The sequence below is a fragment of the Sphingomonas sp. Ell38C01 genome (assembly GCF_055231975.1).
In genome coordinates this window covers 556,318-576,035 of record NZ_JBUYVA010000001.1, presented here as the reverse complement: position 1 = coordinate 576,035, position 19,718 = coordinate 556,318, and the positions used below count along the sequence as shown (strand labels likewise).

General features: G+C 68.2%; 19 protein-coding genes. 10 read left to right on the top strand and 9 right to left on the bottom strand.

The window, feature by feature from the left end; all coding sequences use genetic code 11:
* Positions 1-10: 10 nt before the first annotated feature.
* The 5 genes from ACV7NO_RS02780 to rpmI all read right to left on the bottom strand — a co-directional run bounded on the left by ACV7NO_RS02780 (position 11) and on the right by rpmI (position 5,118).
* A complete protein-coding gene (locus ACV7NO_RS02780) occupies positions 11-886 on the bottom strand; it encodes an aldose 1-epimerase family protein (RefSeq protein ID WP_463404505.1) in 876 nt (291 codons plus the stop codon).
* Complete coding sequence (gene pheT / locus ACV7NO_RS02775; protein ID WP_463404504.1) at positions 879-3,251, bottom strand: phenylalanine--tRNA ligase subunit beta; 2,373 nt, start codon at positions 3,249-3,251, stop codon at positions 879-881. Before pheT ends, ACV7NO_RS02780 begins: the two co-directional genes overlap by 8 nt.
* Positions 3,248-4,345 carry a phenylalanine--tRNA ligase subunit alpha gene (gene pheS, locus ACV7NO_RS02770; protein ID WP_463404503.1) on the bottom strand — a complete coding sequence of 366 codons (1,098 nt, stop codon included), beginning with the start codon at positions 4,343-4,345 and terminating at the stop codon, positions 3,248-3,250. The genes pheT and pheS overlap by 4 nt, the downstream gene beginning before the upstream one ends.
* Before the next feature lie 186 nt (positions 4,346-4,531).
* Positions 4,532-4,897: a 50S ribosomal protein L20 gene (gene rplT / locus ACV7NO_RS02765; protein ID WP_329631892.1), complete on the bottom strand. Its 366-nt coding sequence runs from the start codon at positions 4,895-4,897 to the stop codon at positions 4,532-4,534.
* Positions 4,898-4,914: 17 nt separating this feature from the next.
* Positions 4,915-5,118, bottom strand: coding sequence for a 50S ribosomal protein L35 (gene rpmI / locus ACV7NO_RS02760; RefSeq protein ID WP_034157820.1), 204 nt, complete (start codon positions 5,116-5,118; stop codon positions 4,915-4,917).
* Positions 5,119-5,279: 161 nt separating this feature from the next.
* Here rpmI and ACV7NO_RS02755 point away from each other — a divergent pair, with 161 nt between their 5' ends.
* A complete protein-coding gene (locus ACV7NO_RS02755) occupies positions 5,280-7,406 on the top strand; it encodes an AsmA family protein (protein WP_463404502.1) in 2,127 nt (708 codons plus the stop codon).
* 33 nt (positions 7,407-7,439) lie between these two features.
* Here the strand turns inward: ACV7NO_RS02755 and ACV7NO_RS02750 are convergent, their stop codons facing one another.
* Complete coding sequence (locus tag ACV7NO_RS02750; RefSeq protein ID WP_463404501.1) at positions 7,440-8,252, bottom strand: inositol monophosphatase family protein; 813 nt, start codon at positions 8,250-8,252, stop codon at positions 7,440-7,442.
* Between the two features lie 71 nt (positions 8,253-8,323).
* Here ACV7NO_RS02750 and ACV7NO_RS02745 point away from each other — a divergent pair, with 71 nt between their 5' ends.
* From ACV7NO_RS02745 to ACV7NO_RS02715, 7 genes are all read left to right on the top strand, one after another.
* Positions 8,324-8,866, top strand: coding sequence for a peroxiredoxin (locus ACV7NO_RS02745; RefSeq protein WP_463404500.1), 543 nt, complete (start codon positions 8,324-8,326; stop codon positions 8,864-8,866).
* Between the two features lie 90 nt (positions 8,867-8,956).
* Positions 8,957-9,961, top strand: a complete 1,005-nt coding sequence (locus ACV7NO_RS02740; RefSeq protein ID WP_463404499.1) for a GGDEF domain-containing protein — start codon at positions 8,957-8,959, stop codon at positions 9,959-9,961.
* 509 nt (positions 9,962-10,470) lie between these two features.
* The gene (locus ACV7NO_RS02735) at positions 10,471-11,898 is read left to right on the top strand and encodes a S41 family peptidase (protein ID WP_463404498.1); all 1,428 of its coding nucleotides are present in this window, start codon (positions 10,471-10,473) and stop codon (positions 11,896-11,898) included.
* Positions 11,895-12,593, top strand: coding sequence for a DUF6445 family protein (locus ACV7NO_RS02730; RefSeq protein ID WP_463407264.1), 699 nt, complete (start codon positions 11,895-11,897; stop codon positions 12,591-12,593). Before ACV7NO_RS02735 ends, ACV7NO_RS02730 begins: the two co-directional genes overlap by 4 nt.
* The gene (locus ACV7NO_RS02725) at positions 12,590-13,342 is read left to right on the top strand and encodes a sulfite exporter TauE/SafE family protein (RefSeq protein ID WP_463404497.1); all 753 of its coding nucleotides are present in this window, start codon (positions 12,590-12,592) and stop codon (positions 13,340-13,342) included. Before ACV7NO_RS02730 ends, ACV7NO_RS02725 begins: the two co-directional genes overlap by 4 nt.
* Positions 13,343-13,408: 66 nt before the next feature.
* Positions 13,409-13,531, top strand: coding sequence for a hypothetical protein (locus ACV7NO_RS02720; protein WP_463404496.1), 123 nt, complete (start codon positions 13,409-13,411; stop codon positions 13,529-13,531).
* A gap of 32 nt (positions 13,532-13,563) precedes the next feature.
* Complete coding sequence (locus ACV7NO_RS02715) at positions 13,564-13,869, top strand: alkylphosphonate utilization protein (RefSeq protein WP_463404495.1); 306 nt, start codon at positions 13,564-13,566, stop codon at positions 13,867-13,869.
* Positions 13,870-13,873: 4 nt separating this feature from the next.
* Here the strand turns inward: ACV7NO_RS02715 and ACV7NO_RS02710 are convergent, their stop codons facing one another.
* Entirely contained in the window at positions 13,874-14,227 is a 354-nt protein-coding gene (locus tag ACV7NO_RS02710) for a hypothetical protein (protein WP_463404494.1), read from the bottom strand.
* A gap of 108 nt (positions 14,228-14,335) precedes the next feature.
* Between ACV7NO_RS02710 and ung the strand changes: the two genes are divergently transcribed.
* Positions 14,336-15,106, top strand: a complete 771-nt coding sequence (gene ung / locus ACV7NO_RS02705) for a uracil-DNA glycosylase (protein WP_463404493.1) — start codon at positions 14,336-14,338, stop codon at positions 15,104-15,106.
* Between the two features lie 3 nt (positions 15,107-15,109).
* On the opposite strand, the gene ACV7NO_RS02700 is transcribed toward ung, so the two are convergent.
* A complete protein-coding gene (locus ACV7NO_RS02700) occupies positions 15,110-15,862 on the bottom strand; it encodes a hypothetical protein (protein WP_463404492.1) in 753 nt (250 codons plus the stop codon).
* A gap of 178 nt (positions 15,863-16,040) precedes the next feature.
* Here ACV7NO_RS02700 and ACV7NO_RS02695 point away from each other — a divergent pair, with 178 nt between their 5' ends.
* Entirely contained in the window at positions 16,041-17,192 is a 1,152-nt protein-coding gene (locus ACV7NO_RS02695) for a Fic family protein (RefSeq protein ID WP_463404491.1), read from the top strand.
* Positions 17,193-17,759: 567 nt separating this feature from the next.
* Here the strand turns inward: ACV7NO_RS02695 and thiC are convergent.
* A complete protein-coding gene (gene thiC / locus ACV7NO_RS02690; RefSeq protein ID WP_463404490.1) occupies positions 17,760-19,694 on the bottom strand; it encodes a phosphomethylpyrimidine synthase ThiC in 1,935 nt (644 codons plus the stop codon).
* Between the last annotated feature and the right edge of the window lie 24 nt (positions 19,695-19,718).

Below are 19,718 nucleotides of genomic sequence, written 5' to 3'. Positions count from 1 at the left end.
CAGCGCAAGGCTACGGCACCAGCGTCACCTGCATCCCAATTCGCTTCGCGCCACCCGCCGGCACTTCGAACACGCCCGGCTTGTCGCGATACTCGCCCGTATAGCCCTCGGGATCCGCTATTCCGTGCCACGGTTCGACGCACACGAAATGCGCGCCAGGCTTGGTCCAGATGCCCAGCATCGGGGTGTCCGGAAAGGCGATCTCCAGATGCGGGCCATCGCTCGCGCCGTAGACTACGCTATTGGAGCGAACATGGTCCCACACCAGCGCGTCGTCCTCGAACAGCGCGTCGGCCAGATGCAGCGTCCGCCCTTCGAGCGGCGACGCGACCGTGCCCGCCGCGATCGTCCCGTCGGCGGCGATCGCGCGCAGCGCATCGGGCTCGTCCGCGGAGAACTCGATGTAGTGATCGGCCCGGGCGCGGCCATAGGGCAGCGGCCAGGCGAACGCCGGGTGGAAGCCGAAGCTGGCAGGCAGCGGCGCATCGCCGGGGTTGGCGACCTCGACGTCGATCGACAGCGTTGCGCCCTCGACGCGGAACGTCACGGTGAGGCGAAACGCGAACGGATATTGCGCGCGCGTCACCTCGCTATCGGACAGCGCGAAGACGGCGTGGCTCTCGCCCACCTCCACTACCTCGAACACCGTCTTGCGCGCGAACCCGTGCTTCTTCATCGGGTAGGCGACGCCGTCGACACGGATCGTCTCCTCGAACGGCGCGCCGACCACCGGGAACAGCAAAGGCGCGCGGCCGGACCAGAAGGCAGGGTCGGCATCGGTCATCAGCTCGCGCCCCCCGGCATCGAACAGGTGCGACAGTTGCGCGCCGAGCGGGTCGATCTCGGCCGACAGCAGCGGAGAGGCGATACGGATCAGGTCAGCCACGCAGCGTCGCTCCCAGCTTGGCGGCGGCCGCGACGACCTTGTCCGCGATCGCCTTCAGGTCCGCCTCGACGAACGCCTTCTCGCCGGGCTGGAGTAGGACTTCCACCGCAAGGCTCGTCTCGCCGTCCTTGACGAACCGGTCGAACACACGCGCGCCGACGATCGCCGCCTTGTCCGCCCCGCGCACCGCGCGCACCAGGGCATCGGCCGCGAGCGTCGCAGGGACGAGGAATGCGAAGTCGCGCTTCACTACCTGCAGCGCGGGCGGCGCATAGGCCGGGCGCATGAAGCCGCTCGATCGCTTCGCCGGTATCGCGTCGAGATACAGCTCGACGCCCGCGACCGCGCCGTCGAGATCGAACGCCTTGAGCACCGACGGGTGCACCATCCCGAATGCGGCGAGCACCGTCTTCGGCCCCAGCCGCAACGTACCCGACTGGCCGGGATGCCACGCCTCGCCCGCCTCGCCCATCACCTGCAGATTGTCGACCGGCGCGCCCGCCGCGGCGAGCAACGCCACCGCTTCCGCCTTGGCGTCGTATGCGTCGAAGGCCGCCGCGCGGCCTTCGCGCCAGCCCCGCGCGCGGCGATCCCCCGCCAGCACGACACCCAGCGTCGCGCGCTCGGCCTCCGCCAGATAGCGCCGTCCGAGTTCGAACAGGCGCACGGTGCCGGCCCCACGCTTCAGGTTGCGCGCGGTCGCCGACAGCAGCCCCGGCAACAGCGACGGGCGCATGACCTTCAGCTCCTCGCTGATCGGGTTCGCCAGCGTCCATGCGCCGCCGCCGAACGCCGCGGCCTCGCGCTCCGACACGAAGCTCCACGTCACCGCCTCGTCGAGCCCGCGCGCCGCCGCCGCGCGGCGCACCCGGCGCTCGAGCAGCTGCGCGGGCGTCGCGGTCGGCGTCGCGACGCCGGGCGCACGCGGGAGTGCGACGGGCGCGACCTTGTCGATCCCCTCCACGCGGATCACCTCCTCGACGAGATCGGCCGCACCATCGACGTCGCGGCGCCATGTCGGGACGGTCACCTGCCAGTCGCCCTCGACGACGAACCCGAGCGACTCGAGGATCGCCTTCTGCCGCTCGGGCGCGACCGCGAGGCCGCCCAGCGTCTCCGCACGCGCGGGATCGTAGGCGATCGTGCGCGTCGCCAGCGGCGGCGTGCCACTGCGGGTGACACCGCTCGCGGTGCCGCCGCACAGGTCGAGCACCAGCCGCGTCGCGATCGCGAGCCCGTCGTCCAGGAAGGCGGGATCGACGCCACGCTCGAACCGCTGCCGCGCATCGCTGGTCAGCGCCAGCGTCTGCCCTGTCCGCGCGATATGGTCTGGATCGAAATACGCGCATTCGACGACGACGTCTGTGGTCGCCTCCGACACACCCGACTCCTCGCCGCCCATGATGCCGCCGATGTCGTGGACCTGCGCGTCGTCCGCGATGACGGTCATCGTCGCGTCGAGCGTGTAGGTCTTGCCGTTGAGCGCGAGGACGGTTTCGCCCTCCCTCGCCTTGCGCGCGACGAGCCCGCCCGACAGCCTGGCGCGGTCGTAGACGTGGAGCGGGCGGCCGAGATCGACCGAGACGAAATTGGTGATGTCGACCAGCGCGGAGATCGGCTTCTGACCGATCGCGCGCAGCCGCGTCGCCATCCAGTCTGGGGCGGCCCCGTTGGTCACGCCCGACACGCCCTGCGCGTAGAAGGCGGGGCAGCCGTCGGTGTCGTCGGTACGGACGTCGGGGCCGGCGCCTTCGCCCGCGACGGGCGCGATCGACGCCATGCGGTAAGCCTCGGCCAGGGGCTTCAACACCCCCAGCCCCGCCGCCGCCAGATCGCGCGCGATGCCGCGCACGCCCATGCAATCCTGCCGGTTGGGCGTGATCGACACGTCGATCACCGCATCGTTCAGCCCGGCATAATCGGGATAGGCGACGCCGACCGGCGCATCGGCGGGCAGCTCGATGATCCCGTCGTGATCGTCGCCCAGTTCCAGTTCGCGCGTCGAGCACATCATGCCGTTCGATTCGACCCCGCGGATCGCCGCCACCTTCAGCACCATGCCGTTCGCCGGCACCGTGGCGCCGGGCATCCCGAACACGCCGACCAGCCCGGCGCGCGCATTGGGCGCGCCGCACACGACCTGCAACGGACCGTCCCCCGCATCGACCGATAGCACTTGCAGCTTGTCCGCCTGTGGGTGGCGCTCGGCGGTCAGCACCTTCGCGATGCGGAACGCGGCGAGCGTGGCGCCCGGATTCTCGACGCCCTCGACCTCGAGCCCGATGCGCGTCAGCGCCTCGACGATCGCATCGAGCGGCGCGTCGGTGTCCAGATGCTCCTTGAGCCAGCTGAGCGTGAACTTCATGCGCCGACTCCCCCCGACAGCGTGGGCACGTCGAGCCCCGAGAATCCGTAATGCCTGAGCCAGCGGACGTCCGCCTCGAACACCGGGCGCAGATCGTCGATGCCGTATTTGAGCATCGCCAGCCGATCGATCCCGCAGCCGAACGCGAACCCCTGCCACTCGGCGGGATCGAGCCCGCACGCTGCGATCACCTTGGGATGCACCATCCCGCTGCCGAGCACCTCCATCCAGCCTTCGCTGCCGCCGATCACGCGCTTGCCCTTCTCGATCGAGAAACCGACATCGACCTCCGCCGAGGGTTCGGTGAACGGGAAATAGCTGGGCCGCAGCCGCAGCACGACGTCGTCGCGCTCGAAGAACGCCTTGAGCATCGTCTCGAGCGTCCATTTGAGATGCCCGAGCGTGATCCCCCGGCCGATCACCAGCCCCTCGACCTGATGGAACATCGGCGTGTGCGTCGCATCCCAGTCGGAGCGATAGACGCGACCGGGCGCGATAATGCGGATGCCCTCGTCGGCCTGCCCGTTGCGCCGCGCGACCTCCACCATCGTGCGGATCTGCACCGGAGAGGTGTGGGTGCGGAGGACCAGGGGAGGCTCGTGCTCGCCCGCGAGATAGAACGTGTCCTGCATCGCCCGCGCCGGATGCGTCTCCGGGATGTTGAGTGCGCCGAAATTGTGCCAGTCGTCCTCGATTTCGGGACCCGTCGCGACCGCGAAGCCGAGATCCGCGAAGATCTCCGCCAGTTCGTCCATCACCTGGCTGACCGGGTGGACCGTGCCCGTCGGGGCGGCGTCGACCGGCAGGGTCATGTCGAGCGTCTCGCTTGACAGCCGCGCGTCAAGCGCGGCGCGTTCGAGCGCGGTCCTGGCGGTGGCGAGCGCGGTCGTCACAGCCTCGCGCAGGCCGTGGATCGCGGGGCCCTGCACCTGGCGTTCCTCGGGGGTCAGCGCGCCCATCGTCTTGAGCAGCTGCGTCACCCGCCCCTGCTTGCCCAGCGCCTCGACGCGGATCGCCTCCAACGCATCGAGCGCAGGCGCGGCCTCGATCCGGGTCAGAAGGTCATGGCGAAGGGTATCGAGTTCGGACATCATATTCTCTCAAAACACCCCCCGCTCGCCCTGAGCGAAGTGGAAGGGCAGGTTCCACGCGCAGGTGCTTCGACTTCGCTCGGCACAAACGGTTGGATGCAGGTGTGTCAGTAGCCACGCCGGCCCAAAAGAAAAAGGGCGCCGGTGGCAAACCACCGACGCCCCGATTCACACTCGCAGCAGATCGCCTCAGGCGGCCTGGGGCAGAGCCGCCTTCGCCTGCGCGATGATGGCGCTGAACGCGGCCTCCTCGTGCATCGCGATATCGGCCAGGACCTTCCGGTCGAGCTCGACGCCCGCCAGCTTCAGCCCGTGCATGAACTGCGAATAGGTCAGGCCCTCGGCCCGGACGCCTGCGTTGATACGCTGGATCCAGAGGCCGCGGAACGTGCGCTTCTTAACCTTGCGGTCGCGATAGGCGTACTGCCCGGCCTTCTCGACGGCCTGGCGAGCGATGCGGATCGTGTTCTTGCGACGACCGCGATAGCCCTTGGCCTGTTCGAGGATGTTCTTGTGCTTGGCGCGTGTGGTTACGCCCCGCTTGACGCGTGCCATGGTCTATTCCTTCCTGCTCAACCCAGCCCGTAAGGCGCCCACGCCTTGACGGTGGCCGTGTCGGCCTTGGACAGAACCTTGGTTCCGCGGTTCTGGCGGATATACTTGCCGTTGTGATGCAGCAGGCGGTGGCGCTTGCCGGCGACGCCGTGCTTCAGCAGACCGGTCGCGGTCAGCTTGAAGCGCTTCTTGACGCCGCTCTTCGTCTTGAGCTTGGGCATTTTCTTCCTTTCATCTGACGATGCAACAGACAGCCGCGGCAGCCCTTGTGGCCGGGCGTTCTTTTGACGCATCGTTCGAGCGAAGCGCAGCCCCTTAGCGACCTCGCCCGCCGATTGCAACCGCGCCGGAACCGTTACGGGTGCGATGCGCTTGGCACCGGATGGACATGCCCGCCACCGACCCAGAGGCGCCGCAGCCTTCCCTCACCTCCGCTCCAAGCCGTCGCCGTCGAATCGTCCGCATCGTCGTCATCGCACTGATCGCGATCCCGGCGGCGGTGTGGCTGGTGCTGTTCGTCACCAAGGGGCGCTTCCTGAAGCATCCGTTCGAATCGGTCGTCGGGCGACTGACTCACCGAACGGTACGGGTGCGCGGAGACTTCCAGCTCTATTTCGCGCCATGGACGATCAAGCTGCTCGCCGAGGGGATGACGATCTCCAATCCGGGCTGGGCGACTCGGCCCAATCTGTTCGACGCCAGGCGGCTCGATACGAGGATCGCGCCGCTGTCGCTCATCTTCGGCAAGCGCACCCTTCGCTGGCTGACGCTCGATGGCGCCGCGCTCGATCTCGAATGGAACGCCGCGCATACGACGAACACCTGGACGTTCAGCGAATCGAAGGGCGGCAAGCCGCTCGATCTGCCGCGGATCGATCGTGCGACCGTCACCGGCACCACGGTGCGATATCGCGACCAGCGGCTCCGGCTGCTCGCCGACCTGGAGATCGATACGATCCGCTCGACCGACGCGACCATCGGCGATTCGGTGGGGGTGAAGGGCGAGGGCGTCGTGCGCGGCACCCCGTTCACGCTCACCGGGAAACTGCTGTCACCCAACCAGACCGTTGCCCGCGGCGAGAACAGGCTTACGCTCACCGCCCGTGCCGCCGACAACGTGATCGACGTATCGGGCACGCTGCCGAGCCTTGCCGATATCGAGGACGTACCGCTTCGGACGAGCGCGCGCGGTCGCAATCTGGCCGACCTGCTCGGCATTATCGGCATCGTTATCCCCCAGACCCGCCGCTACGCACTGACGGCACAGCTGGTGAAGGACGGTGCGGACTATCGTTTCACGGAACTGGCGGGCAAGGCGGGCGATACCGATCTGGCGGGGCAGTTCACCGTCGATACCGGCAAGGCGCGCACGCATGTCGACGCCACGCTTCGGACGCGACGCCTCGACATCGTCGATGCCGCGCCGTTCCTCGGCTACAATCCCGATATCGTCGCCGAGAAGGGCGTCGGCGCCGCCGCCGCGGAAACCGGCGCGGCGCCCGCGCGGCTCTTCCCCGACGCGAACCTGCCGGTCGCCGCGATGCAGCGGTTCGACGCCGACCTCGTCTGGACCGTCGATGTCGTCCGCTCGCGTCGCGTGCCGATCGAGGACATCAAGCTGACGCTCAGCCTCGACAAGGGCCTGCTCAAGCTCTCGCCGCTCACGTTCGCGATGGCACGCGGCAACGTCGCCGCTGACGTCACGATCGATTCGCGACGCCGCCCGGCACGCAACATCTACGACATCCGCCTCGCACCGACACCGATGGGGCGCCTCCTCGCCGGCTATGGCCTCGTCGAGGCGGGGACGACGGGAATGATCCGTGGGCGCATCCAGCTGGAAGGCGATGGCGACAGTATCCACGATTCGCTGTCGACCGCGCGCGGTCGGATCGCGTTCGTGATGCCGTCGGGCAGCCTATGGACGCGTAACGTCCAACTCTCCGAGCTCGATCTTGGAACGTTCGTCCAGAAGATGTTCCAGGACAAGCTGAAGGAGCCGGTAAGGCTCAACTGCGGCCTCGTCGGCTTCACGGTGCGCAACGGCGTCGCGGCGGCGGACCCCATCCTGATCGATACGCAGAAGAATGTCATCGTCGGGCGCGGCGGGTTCAGCTTCCGGACCGAAACGTTGGATCTCGCCTTCCGGGCGGACGGCAAGAAATTCAGCCTGTTGTCGGGCCAGTCGCCGGTCGGCCTTGGCGGCTATTTCTCCAGGCCGTCGCTCGACGTCGTCAGCGCGCAACTCGTCGGCCGCGCCGGTGCCGCGCTTGGGTTGGCGCTCGTCGCTACCCCGGTCGCAGGCATGCTGGCGTTCGTCGATGTCGGCGACGCGAAGGCCGCCGCGTGCGGCCCGATCCTCGCGGGCGCGACCGCGAAAGCACAGCGCACGACCAAGGGCGCGCCGCGCGACGACGTAGGCAGGGGAACGACCGCCAAAGCCGAGGACGGATCCCGCGGCGCAGGCGAAAAGTCAGGGCAGCGCAGGAAATTCCTGGGGATCTTCTGACCGCCCGGGTCGCCCCGCGTCCGTACTCGCACCTCAATGCTCGTGATCGTGCCCCGTCCCGTGCAGCGCCTCGAGGACATCGTCGGTGCGCGCGGGATCGCCGATCGCGAGCACATGTCCCTCGCTTGCCGCGGTCAGCGGATCGCCGTTCCAGTCGCACATCCGCCCGCCCGCGCCCTCGACGATCGGCACCAGCGCCGCGAAGTCGTGGAGCTTCAAACCCGATTCGCACACCAGATCGAGATGCCCGCTCGCGAGCAGCCCGTAATTGTAGCAATCTCCGCCATAGACCGGCCCCTGTCGCGGCGCGCCCTTCGACACCGCGGCGACCAGCGCCAGGAAATGCGGGACATCGCCCTCGGCGAACAGATGCGGGCTGGTCGTCGCGACGATCGCACCCTCCAGCGCCGCGCAGGTCCGCGTCCGCACCGGCGTGTCGTTGAACAGCGTCGGCCGCCCCGCCACGCCGATCCAGCGCTCGCGTGCGATCGGCTGGTCGATCACGCCGAGCACCGGCCAGCCATCTTCGACCAGCGCGATCAGCGTGCCGAAGATCGCGCGCCCGACGGTGAAGCTGCGCGTGCCGTCGATCGGATCGAGCACCCACTGCCGCCCGGTCACGCCGATCTTCTCGCCGAACTCCTCGCCTACGATCCCGTCGCCCGAGCGCTCCGCCTCGAGAATCCGGCGCATCGCGGTTTCCGCGTCGCGGTCCGCGATCGTGACGGGGGACTGGTCCGCCTTGGTCTCGACGCCGTGGTCGCGGCGGAACCAGGGGCGGATCGCGGCGCCGGCGGCATCGGCGAGGCGGTGGGCGAGATCGATATCGGCTTTGCTGACGGGCATCGCATGATGCCTATCGCGTCACGCCCGCGCGCGCTAGGACTGTAAGCAACAGGATCGAGAGGATTTACCCGATGCGCCATGCCCCTGCCTTCGTCGCTGCCTTCGCTGCCGCCGTCTCGCTGTGCGCCGTCCCCGCCATGGCCACGCTCGCCCCCGGCGCCAAGGCCCCCGACTTCACCACGCGCGGTGCGATCGCGGGCAAGGTCTTCACGGTCAATCTCAAGACCCAGCTGAAGAAGGGTCCGGTCGTCCTCTATTTCTTCCCGGCCGCCTTCACCAGCGGATGCAACGCCGAAGCCCGCGAATTCGCCGAACATGTCGCGGACTTCAAGGCGGCAGGCGCGACCGTCATCGGCATGTCGGCCGACCCGGTCGAGCAGCTCCAGAAATTCTCGTCGACCGAATGCGCCGGCAAGTTCGCGGTGGCCAGCGCGGGCCCGACGGTCGTCACCGGTTACGACGTCGCCTATCCCAAGCCCATCCAGGGCCGAACCGTCACCAGCCGCACCAGCTATGTCATCGCACGCGACGGCCGCGTAGCGTTCGTCCACAGCGACATGAATCCCGCCGAGCACGTCTCGCAGACGCTCGCCGCGGTGAAGGCGCTCAAGTAACCGAACCGCACGCCACCGTACCGGAGGGTGTGCACACCGTTTTTTAGCGGTTTGTGGCTATCCCGATCCCCGGAAACACGGGGGACTATGATGGCGGCGGCGTTGGCTGCCGGGGCGCAAGCGCGCGCCGGCGACCTATTCGAGCAGATCGGGCAATTCCTGGCGCGGCACGGGCTGAGCGCGGATCCGGCGCACTATGCGTTCGCACACGCGGTTGTCACCGCGTCGGATCCGATCCTCGCCGAAGCGGTAGAGCGGCTCACCGACGGTGGCATCCGGCTGTCCGGCGCCGATATCGTCCGGCTCGGCGGCACGATCGTGGAAGGTCCGCCGGTCGCGATGAACGACGATGCCGGCGATCGCGCCGCGACTTTGGTCGCGCGTACCCAGATGCAGGTCGAGGGATTTGCAGGGTTGGTCGAGGCCGTACATGCCGAGGCGATGGGATTCGGCCGCGACCTCGAGGCGCGGGCGGCGGCGATGCCGATCGGTGGCGACCTCGCGCGCATCACCGGCATGATGATCGAGCGGATCCACCAGAGCGAGCTTCGCCTCGCCGCCGCTACTCGGGAGACGCAAACGCTGCGCGCCGAACTCGAGGAGGCGATCGGCTGTGCGCGGCGCGATCCGCTGACCGGGCTGGCGAACCGGCGCGGGTTCGAGGACGCGCTGGCCGCGCTGGTGCCCGATTCGCCCTATGCGATCGCGATCTGCGACATCGATCACTTCAAGCGCGTCAACGACGCCTACGGGCACGAGGTGGGAGATCGCGTGCTGGTCGCGATCGGCAAGGCACTGGCGGAGGCGTGCGCACCGCATCTGGTAGCCCGGCACGGCGGCGAGGAATTCACCGTGCTGTTCGCGAATACGCTGCTGGGCGATGCCCGCACGGTGCTGCGCCGCGCGTGCGCTGCGATCGGTACGAAGAACTACCGGGTCCGTGGCAGCGACGCGCGGCTGGGCGCGATCACGCTTTCCGCGGGGATCGCGAGCGCGTGCATGGGCGAGGCACCGATAGCGGCGCTGACCCGTGCCGACACAGCGCTCTACGGGGCCAAGAATGCGGGCCGCAACAGGCTGCACATCGCGCCATAACCCGGCGCGGAATCCCGTACGTAGTTGGCGCATTGTACGATGTCAGCGACTACGGATTTAATAGCTCTAAGTATTACAATGGCTTACAGTTTTGGCATGACCTCTGCAAAGTAGCTAGTATCGGCAGCGAATGCTTCGCTCGCCAGCCCAATGCAAAGGACCATGCCATGTTCGCTCGTTTTGAAACCGCCCGCCACCACGCCGTTTCGCTTCTCGGCGCGTTCGTCGTCGCCGCGCTGATGGTCGCTGCCGCCGTGCCTGTCACACCGATCGCCTGACCCGCCCCCCTTTCCAGAGAGTCCGTCCCATGATCCGCTCCTTCATCCTCGGCCTTGCCGGTTTCGCCACCACCGCGCTGCTGCTCTACGTCCAGGCCGGCACCTCACTCGCGTGATCTTCCGGAGTCACGCGCCGGATGCGTGACTCGTCCGAACCGACTGGCTACACCGGTGCGTCCGGGGCTGGAGTACAAGTCGGTGACCTATCATCGTTTCATCGCCTGGATCGGTATGACGGCACTCCTGTCCGGGTGCGGCGACAGCGGCAGCGGCGGGGCCACGGCCGCCACGACCCCGATCGCCAGCGCCACCCCTACCCCGACCGGTTCCACCGGATGCACCCTGCGCGAACGGCAGGACTGGGCCGCGGCGCAGCTGCGTGAATGGTATCTGTTTCCCGAGACGCTGCCAGTCTCGCTCGATCCGACGCCGTACACGACGGTCGACGATTACATCGACGCGCTGACCGCCACCGCGCGGGCGCAGCGCAAGGACCGCTACTTCACCTACCTGACCTCGATCGCGACCGAGAACGCGTTCAACACGTCGGGCGCCACCGCCGGGTTCGGGGTACGCCTGTCCTACGACACGGTCGCGCGTCGTGCCTTCATCAGCGACGCGTTCGAAGGCGCCCCGGCGCTGGCCGCGGGCATCGACCGCGGCACCGAGATTCTCGCGATCGGCACCAGCGCCGCGACACTGCAGACCGTCTCCGCCCTGTTCGCGAGCGGCGGCACCGCCGCCGTCGTCGATGCGCTGGGCCCGAGTACGCCGGGGACCGCCCGCGTGCTCCGCATCGCGAACGCGGCGGGAACGCGCGACGTGACGGTCGCGAAGGCCGATTATGCGCTGAGCCCGGTTTCGGCGCGCTTCGGCGCGAAGATCATCGCCGATGGCGGACGGCAGGTCGGCTATATCAACCTGCGCACCTTCATCTCGACCGCCGATATGCAGCTGCGCCAGGCGTTCGCGCAGTTCCGCGCCGCCGGCGTCACCGACGTGATCGTCGACTTCCGCTACAATGGCGGTGGGCTGATCGACACCGCCGAACTGATGGGCGACCTGCTCGGCGCGAACCGCGCGACCAGCGAGGTCTTCGACTATATCACCTTCCGCCCCGAGAAATCGGCGTACAATACCGTCCGCACCTTCGCGCCGCAGCCGCAATCGATCGCGCCGACCCGGATCGCGTTCATCGGCACCGCGGCGACCGCATCGTCGAGCGAGCTCGTGATCGCGGGGATGCTGCCGTATCTCGGCAACCGCATGGCGCTGGTGGGCGCCAACACCTTCGGCAAGCCGGTCGGCCAGATCGCGCTCGATCGCGCCGGGTGCGACGACCGGCTGCGCGTGATCGCGCTCGCGATCCAGAACGCGGACCGGCAGGGCGCCTATTATGACGGGCTGGCGGGCACGGTGAAGGCGAGCTGCCAGGCGGGCGACGACCTGTCGCGACCGATGGGCGATCCGCAGGAGGCCTCGACGCGACAGGCGCTGGACTTCATCGCGGGCAGGACCTGTACCCCGATCAGCCCGATCGCGGCGAGCGCGGCGGTGCGCGACGGCGAGGTGCCGGGCGGCGGCGCGGCGCCTGCGCGGATCCTGCCGGTGCCCGCAAACCCGACGCCGGCGCAGCGCGAAGTGCCGGGGCTGTTCTGATCCCGGCGGTTCTCAACCCCGACGCGCGGATCGACGTGATCCACCAGGGCGCCGAGCAGGCGCCGGTGATCGTGGTCGACGACATGCTCGCGGACCTGCCGCGGTGGCGCGCCTCGGCGGCGATGGGGCGGTTCACACGAATGGGGGCCTACTACCCCGGCATCCGCAGCGCGGTCCTTCCCGGCGCTGCCGCGGCGATGCGCGTCGAACTGGCGCCGCTGATCGGCAAGACCTTCGCGCTCGATCCGGTGCCGCGCGTGCTCGAATGCTTCTTCTCGATCGTGACCACCCCGCCCGCCGCGCTCGCACCGATCCAGCGGCTGCCGCATGTCGACGGCGTGGAGCGGACACGGATCGCGATCCTCGTCTATCTCTCCGGCGCGGAACAGGGCGGCACTGCCTTCTATCGTCAGCGTGCGACCGGGTTCGAGACGGTCGACGCGGCGCGATACCCGGCGTTCGAGGCTGCGCTCGAAAACGGGGTTGCCGAGCACGGCCTGCCCGAGGCCGCGTATATCGCCGGCGATACGCCGCTGTTCGAGCGGATCGCGGCGTACGAAGCGCGGCCGAACCGCGCGCTGATCTATCGCAGCCATGCGCTTCACTGCGCCGCGATCCCGCCGGGCATCGCACTGCCGGCCGACCCCACGACCGGGCGGCTGAGCATCAACGCCTTCCTTTTCGACGCGGCATGACGATCGACATCGGGTTCGTCGTCGCCGCGGTCGTCGCGGTGACGCTGGTGGGGATGGCCAAGGGCGGGTTCTCCGGGCTGGGCGCGCTCGGCACCCCGATCCTCGCGCTTGCCGCGCCACCCGCCGAGGCCGCCGCGATCCTGCTGCCGATCCTGATCGTGCAGGACGTCGTCAGCGTCTGGTCGTTCCGGCGGACATGGGACGGGTGGATCATCGCGTGGATGCTGCCGGGCGCGTTTGTCGGCGTCGCGATCGGCTGGGGGTTCTCCGCCAGTGTCGACGAGCGCGCGCTGATGACGACGCTGGGCGCGATCACCTTCGTGTTCGGCGCGTGGCGGCTGTGGATCGAGCGCGGCGGCAAGGCGGTCGCCGCCTCGCGCTCGCCGGGCTGGGTCGGCGCGCTGTTCGGGGTCGCGACCGGGGTGACGAGCCAGATCGCGCACGCCGGCGGCCCGCCGTTCCAGATGTGGGTCACCCCGCGCCGGCTGCCGCACCAGATCTATGTCGGGACCAGCGCGATCGTGTTCGCCGCGGTCAACTGGGCGAAGGTGCCCGTCTATGTCGCGCTCGGCGTGTTCACCCGGCCGGTGCTGACGACCGCGGCGGCGCTGCTGCCGGTCGCGATCCTGAGCACGCTGGCGGGCGTATGGATCGTGCGGCGGATCGATCCGGCGCGGTTCTACCGCGTGATCTACGGGCTGATGGTGCTGCTCGGCGCGAAGCTGATCTGGAGCGGGGTGGCGAATTGATGCGGGTCGGCGGGGCCGGCGGGTGTAGGCCTGTACCGGGGCGTCCCGCCCCGACTGGAACCGATGATGGCCAAGAGCCAGCGCAAGTCGAGCAAGGAAGTCCGCAAGCCCAAGGCGGAGAAACCCGCCAAACCCAATGCCTCCAACCCGTCGACCAAGCCGGTCGCGATGACGACCCTGAAAAGCTGACGAAGAGCAAAGCTGAGAAAGAGCACGACCCGATGAGCGATACCGACGACGCCTTTGTCTATGACGAGGCCAGCGGCGAGTGGATCAGCGCCGCCGACGCGGCCGCGAAACCCGACGAGGACGCGGTCGAGGTCCGCGATTCGGTGGGCAACCTGCTGGCGGACGGCGATCAGGTGACGCTCATCAAGGACCTGACCGTGAAGGGCGCGGGGCAGACGCTGAAGCGCGGGACGCTCATCAAATCGATACGGCTGACCGGCGACGCGCAGGAGATCGATTGCCGGTTCGACGGGATCAGGGGCCTCGTCCTGCGCGCCGAGTTCGTCCGCAAGCGCTGAGGCGTCAGGTCGCCGGGCGACCCGCGTCCGCCGCGCCGGTGACGAGCGCGGTGCCGTCATCGGAGAGGGTGACCAGCCACTCCGCGCCGCCCGGGCAGGTGACGCGCCAGTTGGGCTGCCCCGTCTCGCTCGCGGGCATGTCCTCGACCTTGTCGACGCCCTGGCATCCCGGCCCGCCGCCCGCGACGATCGCGCGATAGAGCACGCCCTCGCGTTGGCCCGACGGAAGCGCCTTCACCTTCGCGATATAGCCGGTTTCCTTCGGTGCCGCGGCGGTGTTGGTCGTGGGGGTGTCGGCGGCCTTGTCGCAGGCGGCGAGAAGGACGACCGGGGCGAGCAGGGCAGACAGGCGCATCATGACGACCAGAACCTCCGAAACGAAACCGCGTTCCGCGACGACGATAGCACGCCCGGCAGCCACATCCAGCCGTTGACGACACCGCCACGCAGCGGGCACGCATCCGGCATGGCAGACCCCCGCCCGGAACCCCGCATCCACCCCAGCTGGCGCGCGCCGCTGCGCGACCTGTTCGCGAGCGACGACATGGCCCGGCTGCGCGCGTTCCTCATCGCCGAGAAGGCGGCGGGCAAGCGCATCTTCCCGCCCTCCGCCGACTGGTTCCGCGCGCTCGAACTGACCCCGCTCGACGCGGTGCGCGTCGTGATCCTGGGGCAGGACCCGTATCACGGCGCGGGACAGGCGCACGGGCTGTGCTTCTCGGTCCGCCCCGGCGTCCGCCCGCCGCCCAGCCTCGTCAACATCTACAAGGAGCTGCGCACCGATCTGGGCATCGAGCCGGCGGCGCACGGCTTCCTCGAACACTGGGCGCGGCAGGGCGTGCTGCTCCTCAACAGCGTGCTGACGGTCGAGAGCGGGCGCGCCGCCTCGCACCGCGATCGCGGGTGGGAGGCGTTCACCGACGCGGTCGTCCGGCTGGTCGCCGCGAAGGACGACCCCGTCGTCTTCCTGCTGTGGGGCAGCCACGCGCAGAAGAAGGCCGCGTTCGTCACCGACGTCGCTGAAGGTGGGGCGAAGGGCGGCCGACACCTCGTCCTCAAGGCGCCGCACCCGTCGCCGCTGTCGGCGCACACCGGCTGGTTCGGGACACGGCATTTCTCGCAGGCGAACGCGTTCCTGGCGGAGCATGGGCGGGGGACGATCGACTGGGCGCTGCCTGGAGATCCGGGGCCCAGAGAACCGGGGCCTGCCGATCCGGGGCCGCGCGACGCGGGCTGACGATCAGGGCGGGCGCGTGGAAGTTGCCGAAGTTGCCGCCACGTCCGCGCGAAAATCGGGGTCCGCGGGGGGAACAGCGGCCTCGGCCCGCTTGCGGCGGGCGAGCCCCTCCAGCTTCTTCATGAGACTGGCCGTCAGCGCGGCGTCCTCCGCCGCCCCGGCGTCCTCCGCAGCGTCGTCGTCCGCCTGATCGGCCTCTACGTGGACGACCCGCGGGATCGGCGCGGCGGCCGGGCGCGGATCGCCGAACGCGTCCGCCCAGGCCTCGTCCTCGGCGCGGTCGCGCGCGCGGTTGAACCGTGTCGCGCGCGCTTCGGGATCGCACCGCGCCTCGCGCCGGTCGAGCCACGCGCCATAGCTTTCGGGGCGGCGATAGCGCAGCAGGAACATCGTCAGCCGCTCGTCATAGTCGCGGCGCTCGCCGATCTGCTCGCCCTGGTAGAAGACGGGTCGCGCGACGCCGTGGATCGCGCGCGACAGCGCGGCATCGGCAAGCCGATCGACCGCATGGTCGAGCGCGAAGTCCCATGCCTGCCGGAATCCCTGCGCATCGGCGTGGCGACGCAGGTTGTAGGCAGAGGTGGACGACAGCCCGACGCGCCGCGCCGCCTCCTCCACGCACGCGCATTCGGCGAGCGCATCGATGAAATCGACCTGCCGTTCGGGCGTCCAGCCATCGTGGCGGGCGCGGGTGGCGACGGGGGCGAACGCCGGCGTCGCGGGCCGGGGGCGGGCGGAGGTTCGCTTGATGCTCATCCCCGAGGGTGGATCATGGGAAATCCAAATAGGACAGGGGGCGGGGGTGGATTTCGGGGGCGGTGTGACGGGGTGGCATCCATCGGTCGGTTTGTACGGATGTCCAAAGTGGAGCGGGGACTTTTCACGAAACCACGTTTTCGTTGAAAGTTGGCATCGAACTTTGTAGATCCCTTGAATGGATCGCAACGGGTTCGACGCAATGGCGAGCGGTACGCTCGTGCCGACGATCGCAGGGCGCAAGGCCTTCGTACCGCATCCCTTGCCGCCACCATCGATAGCGGTCGATCAATTTCTGCCTGAGCTGACACGTGCGACGCAGGCAGTGGGCGAACTCAAGGGAATTGGTCGCTCGGTCGCCAATCCCCTGCTTCTCATCCGTCCCCTCCAGCGTCGCGAGGCGGTTTCCTCGTCGAGCATGGAGGGAACCTACACGACGCTAAGCGACCTGTTCCTGTTCGAAGCAGGAGCGACCGACGTCACGACCCGTAGCGACAATCGCAAAGTGCTGAATTATGTCCGCGCGCTCGAGCGAGCGATCGATGGGCTGACGCATCTGCCGATTTCCGCCCGGCTGATCCGCGACGCACATCGCGTGTTGCTGACCGGCGTGGCTCGCAATCGTGGTGCCACCACCGATGCGGGCGAACTCAAGCGCGACCAGAACTGGATTGGCGGCAACGGCCGGATCGACAGTGCGCGCTTCATCCCAGCGCCGCCGACAGAGACGCCCCGCGCGCTCGACACGCTGATGGGCTTCGTCAATCGCGAGGATCGCCCCGCACCGTTGATCGACGCGGCGCTGGCACATTACCAATTCGAGGCGATCCACCCGTTCGCCGACGGCAACGGGCGTGTCGGGCGGATGCTCATCACGCTGATGCTGATCGACAACGGCACGCTCCCCCAGCCACTGCTGTACATGAGCCCGTATCTGGAGCGGCACAAGGATCGCTATATCGACCTGATGTACGCGGTGTCTCGCCAAGGCGCGTGGGAGGCGTGGATCGCGTTCTTCCTCGATGCGGTGGCGGCCTCTGCCGAGGAGACGATCGCTGTGGTCGAGCGGTTGCAGGACCTGCAGCGCGAGTATCGGGAGCGATTCCAGACCGCGCGGCGATCGGCCCTGATGCTGCGGATCATCGATCTGGCGTTCGAACGACCGGTGCAGTCGGTCACCGATTTCGCGGAGGCGCTGGGGGTGACCTATGGCGGGGCGCAGAACAATGTGCGCGAGCTGATCGCGCAAGGCGTAGCCGAAGAGGTCGCCGGGACGTATCCGAAGCTGATCCGGTTTCCGGGGGTGCTCGCGGCGCTGGGGGTGGGGTAAGGGGTGGAAGGTATGGCCTGCCGTGGCAGGCCATACCCATCAGAGATGCGGTCCAGCTGCAACACTCGGTTCATGCTTTGCCACATGCCGAAGCACGTACTCCTTATTAAACCGAGTGGGAATTAGGATTTGCGTCTAAATCGACTTATGGGTATCGGTCGATATCGGGATGGCCGCGTCAACGGCCACCCCGACTGAGGCAGGCATCCCACCTCGCGCTTGTGCAAGCCTGTGCGATCTAGTGGGCCGTGATCCAACCGTCAATCGACCCGTGGTGCCGGGCTTCGATAGCGGAGTAGTGAAAATGGCATGGTACAAGTACGATCAATATATCCAGAAATCGACGAGTGATGCTTACGACAGCATTTATACTCCGGGTCAGACGGTTCCAAATTCCGGAATCTATCGATGCCAAGGATGCGGTCGCGAAATCGCATCGAACAAGAACGACCCTTTCCCGCCACAGAACCATCATCAACACGCAAATGCGCAAGGCAATGTTCGGTGGCGGCTCGCCGTCTATGCTGATCCGGACGCCAAGTAAGCAATGACCGGCCTGAGCATTGCTCAGGCCGGTTCCGCCGGCAGATACACCTCCCCGCCCTTCTCCCGGAACCGCTCGCTCATCTCCGCCATGCCCTTTTCCGCATCCGCGTGGGTGACGCCCTTCGCGAAGGTGGCGCGGGTGGCGTCTTCGGCCTGGGCGTCGGCGGCGAGGAAGGTGTTCGCCGGGGCATTCTGCTTCGCGGCGAAGTCGCGGACTTCCTGCGTGATCTTCATCGAGCAGAATTTGGGGCCGCACATCGAGCAGAAATGCGCGGTCTTGGCGCCTTCGGCCGGGAGCGTCTGGTCGTGGTACGATTCGGCGGTGTCGGGGTCGAGCGACAGGTTGAACTGGTCGCGCCAGCGGAATTCGAAGCGGGCGCGGGACAGGGCGTCGTCGCGCATCTGGGCGGCGGGGTGGCCCTTGGCGAGGTCGGCCGCGTGCGCGGCGAGCTTGTAGGTGACGACGCCGACCTTCACGTCGTCGCGGTCGGGCAGGCCGAGATGCTCCTTGGGGGTGACGTAGCAGAGCATCGCGGTGCCGTACCAGCCGATCATCGCGGCGCCGATGCCGCTGGTGATGTGGTCGTAGCCCGGCGCGATATCGGTGGTGAGCGGCCCCAATGTGTAGAAGGGCGCCTCGCCGCAGACCTCGAGCTGCTTGTCCATATTCTCCTTGATCTTGTGCATCGGCACGTGGCCGGGGCCTTCGATCATGACCTGGACGTCGCTCTTCCACGCGCGGTGGGTGAGTTCGCCGAGCGTGTAGAGCTCGCTGAACTGCGCTTCGTCATTGGCGTCGGCGATCGAGCCGGGGCGCAGGCCGTCGCCGAGGCTGTAGGCGATGTCGTACGCCTTCATGATCTCGGTGATCTCGTCGAAGCGCTCGTAGAGGAAGCTCTCCTTGTGGTGGCTGAGGCACCATTTCGCCATGATGCTGCCGCCGCGCGAGACTATCCCGGTGACGCGCTTCGCGGTCATCGGGATATAGGCGAGGCGGACGCCGGCGTGGATCGTGAAATAGTCGACGCCCTGTTCGGCCTGCTCGATCAGCGTGTCGCGGAAGATCTCCCACGTCAGCTCCTCTGCCACGCCGCCGACCTTTTCGAGCGCTTGGTAGATCGGGACGGTGCCGATCGGGACGGGCGAGTTGCGGATGATCCACTCGCGCGTGTCGTGGATGTTGCGGCCGGTGGACAGGTCCATGACGGTGTCCGCGCCCCAGCGGATCGACCAGACGAGCTTGTCGACCTCCGCCGCGACGTTGCTGGCGACCGCCGAGTTGCCGATGTTGGCGTTGATCTTGACCAGGAAATTGCGGCCGATCGCCATCGGTTCGGATTCGGGGTGGTTGACGTTGTTGGGGATGATCGCGCGGCCGCGGGCGATCTCGTCGCGGACGAACTCGGGCGTCACGAAATCGGGGATCTGCGCGCCGAAGCTCTCGCCGTCGCGGACGTAATCCTTGAGCATCGCGCGGCCGAGATTCTCGCGCGTGGCGACATATTCCATCTCGGGGGTGATGATGCCGCGGCGGGCATAGTGCATCTGGCTGACGTTCGCGCCGGGCTTCGCGCGCAGCGGGCGCGTGACGTGGAGCGGGAACTGGGGCACGCCGCCGGAACGGTCGGGGCCGAGCTGGCCGTTGTCCTCGGGCTGGATCTCGCGCCGGGCGTAGCTCTCGACGTCGCCGCGTGCCTCGATCCACTGGCGGCGCAGCTGGGGCAGGCCGCGCGCGATGTCGATCGTCGCCTTGGGATCGGTATAGGGGCCGCTGGTGTCGTAGACGCGCAGGGGGGGCTCGCTGCACGACGGATCGAGCACGATCTCGCGCATCGCGACGCGGACGTCGGGGCTGGTGGGAACCGCGACGTGGATCTTGCGGCTGCCGCGGATCGGGCCGGTGGTGACGCCGATGGGAGCGGGGGTGCGCGCGATCTGGGGGTCGATGTCTGCCACGTGTCATGCTCCAATAAACGGAGC

What these genes read in the sequence shown, in the direction of transcription:
- ung (WP_463404493.1), top strand. Translation starts at nt 14,336, where the DNA reads ATGGCAGACCCCCGCCCGGAACCCCGCATCCACCCCAGCTGGCGCGCG.
- pheT (WP_463404504.1), bottom strand. Translation starts at nt 3,251, where the DNA reads ATGAAGTTCACGCTCAGCTGGCTCAAGGAGCATCTGGACACCGACGCG.
- ACV7NO_RS02695 (WP_463404491.1), top strand. Translation starts at nt 16,041, where the DNA reads ATGGATCGCAACGGGTTCGACGCAATGGCGAGCGGTACGCTCGTGCCG.
- ACV7NO_RS02710 (WP_463404494.1), bottom strand. Translation starts at nt 14,227, where the DNA reads ATGATGCGCCTGTCTGCCCTGCTCGCCCCGGTCGTCCTTCTCGCCGCC.
- rplT (WP_329631892.1), bottom strand. Translation starts at nt 4,897, where the DNA reads ATGGCACGCGTCAAGCGGGGCGTAACCACACGCGCCAAGCACAAGAAC.
- ACV7NO_RS02725 (WP_463404497.1), top strand. Translation starts at nt 12,590, where the DNA reads ATGACGATCGACATCGGGTTCGTCGTCGCCGCGGTCGTCGCGGTGACG.
- ACV7NO_RS02750 (WP_463404501.1), bottom strand. Translation starts at nt 8,252, where the DNA reads ATGCCCGTCAGCAAAGCCGATATCGATCTCGCCCACCGCCTCGCCGAT.
- ACV7NO_RS02745 (WP_463404500.1), top strand. Translation starts at nt 8,324, where the DNA reads ATGCGCCATGCCCCTGCCTTCGTCGCTGCCTTCGCTGCCGCCGTCTCG.
- rpmI (WP_034157820.1), bottom strand. Translation starts at nt 5,118, where the DNA reads ATGCCCAAGCTCAAGACGAAGAGCGGCGTCAAGAAGCGCTTCAAGCTG.
- ACV7NO_RS02715 (WP_463404495.1), top strand. Translation starts at nt 13,564, where the DNA reads ATGAGCGATACCGACGACGCCTTTGTCTATGACGAGGCCAGCGGCGAG.
- ACV7NO_RS02700 (WP_463404492.1), bottom strand. Translation starts at nt 15,862, where the DNA reads ATGAGCATCAAGCGAACCTCCGCCCGCCCCCGGCCCGCGACGCCGGCG.
- pheS (WP_463404503.1), bottom strand. Translation starts at nt 4,345, where the DNA reads ATGATGTCCGAACTCGATACCCTTCGCCATGACCTTCTGACCCGGATC.
- ACV7NO_RS02735 (WP_463404498.1), top strand. Translation starts at nt 10,471, where the DNA reads ATGACGGCACTCCTGTCCGGGTGCGGCGACAGCGGCAGCGGCGGGGCC.
- ACV7NO_RS02755 (WP_463404502.1), top strand. Translation starts at nt 5,280, where the DNA reads ATGGACATGCCCGCCACCGACCCAGAGGCGCCGCAGCCTTCCCTCACC.
- ACV7NO_RS02720 (WP_463404496.1), top strand. Translation starts at nt 13,409, where the DNA reads ATGGCCAAGAGCCAGCGCAAGTCGAGCAAGGAAGTCCGCAAGCCCAAG.
- ACV7NO_RS02740 (WP_463404499.1), top strand. Translation starts at nt 8,957, where the DNA reads ATGGCGGCGGCGTTGGCTGCCGGGGCGCAAGCGCGCGCCGGCGACCTA.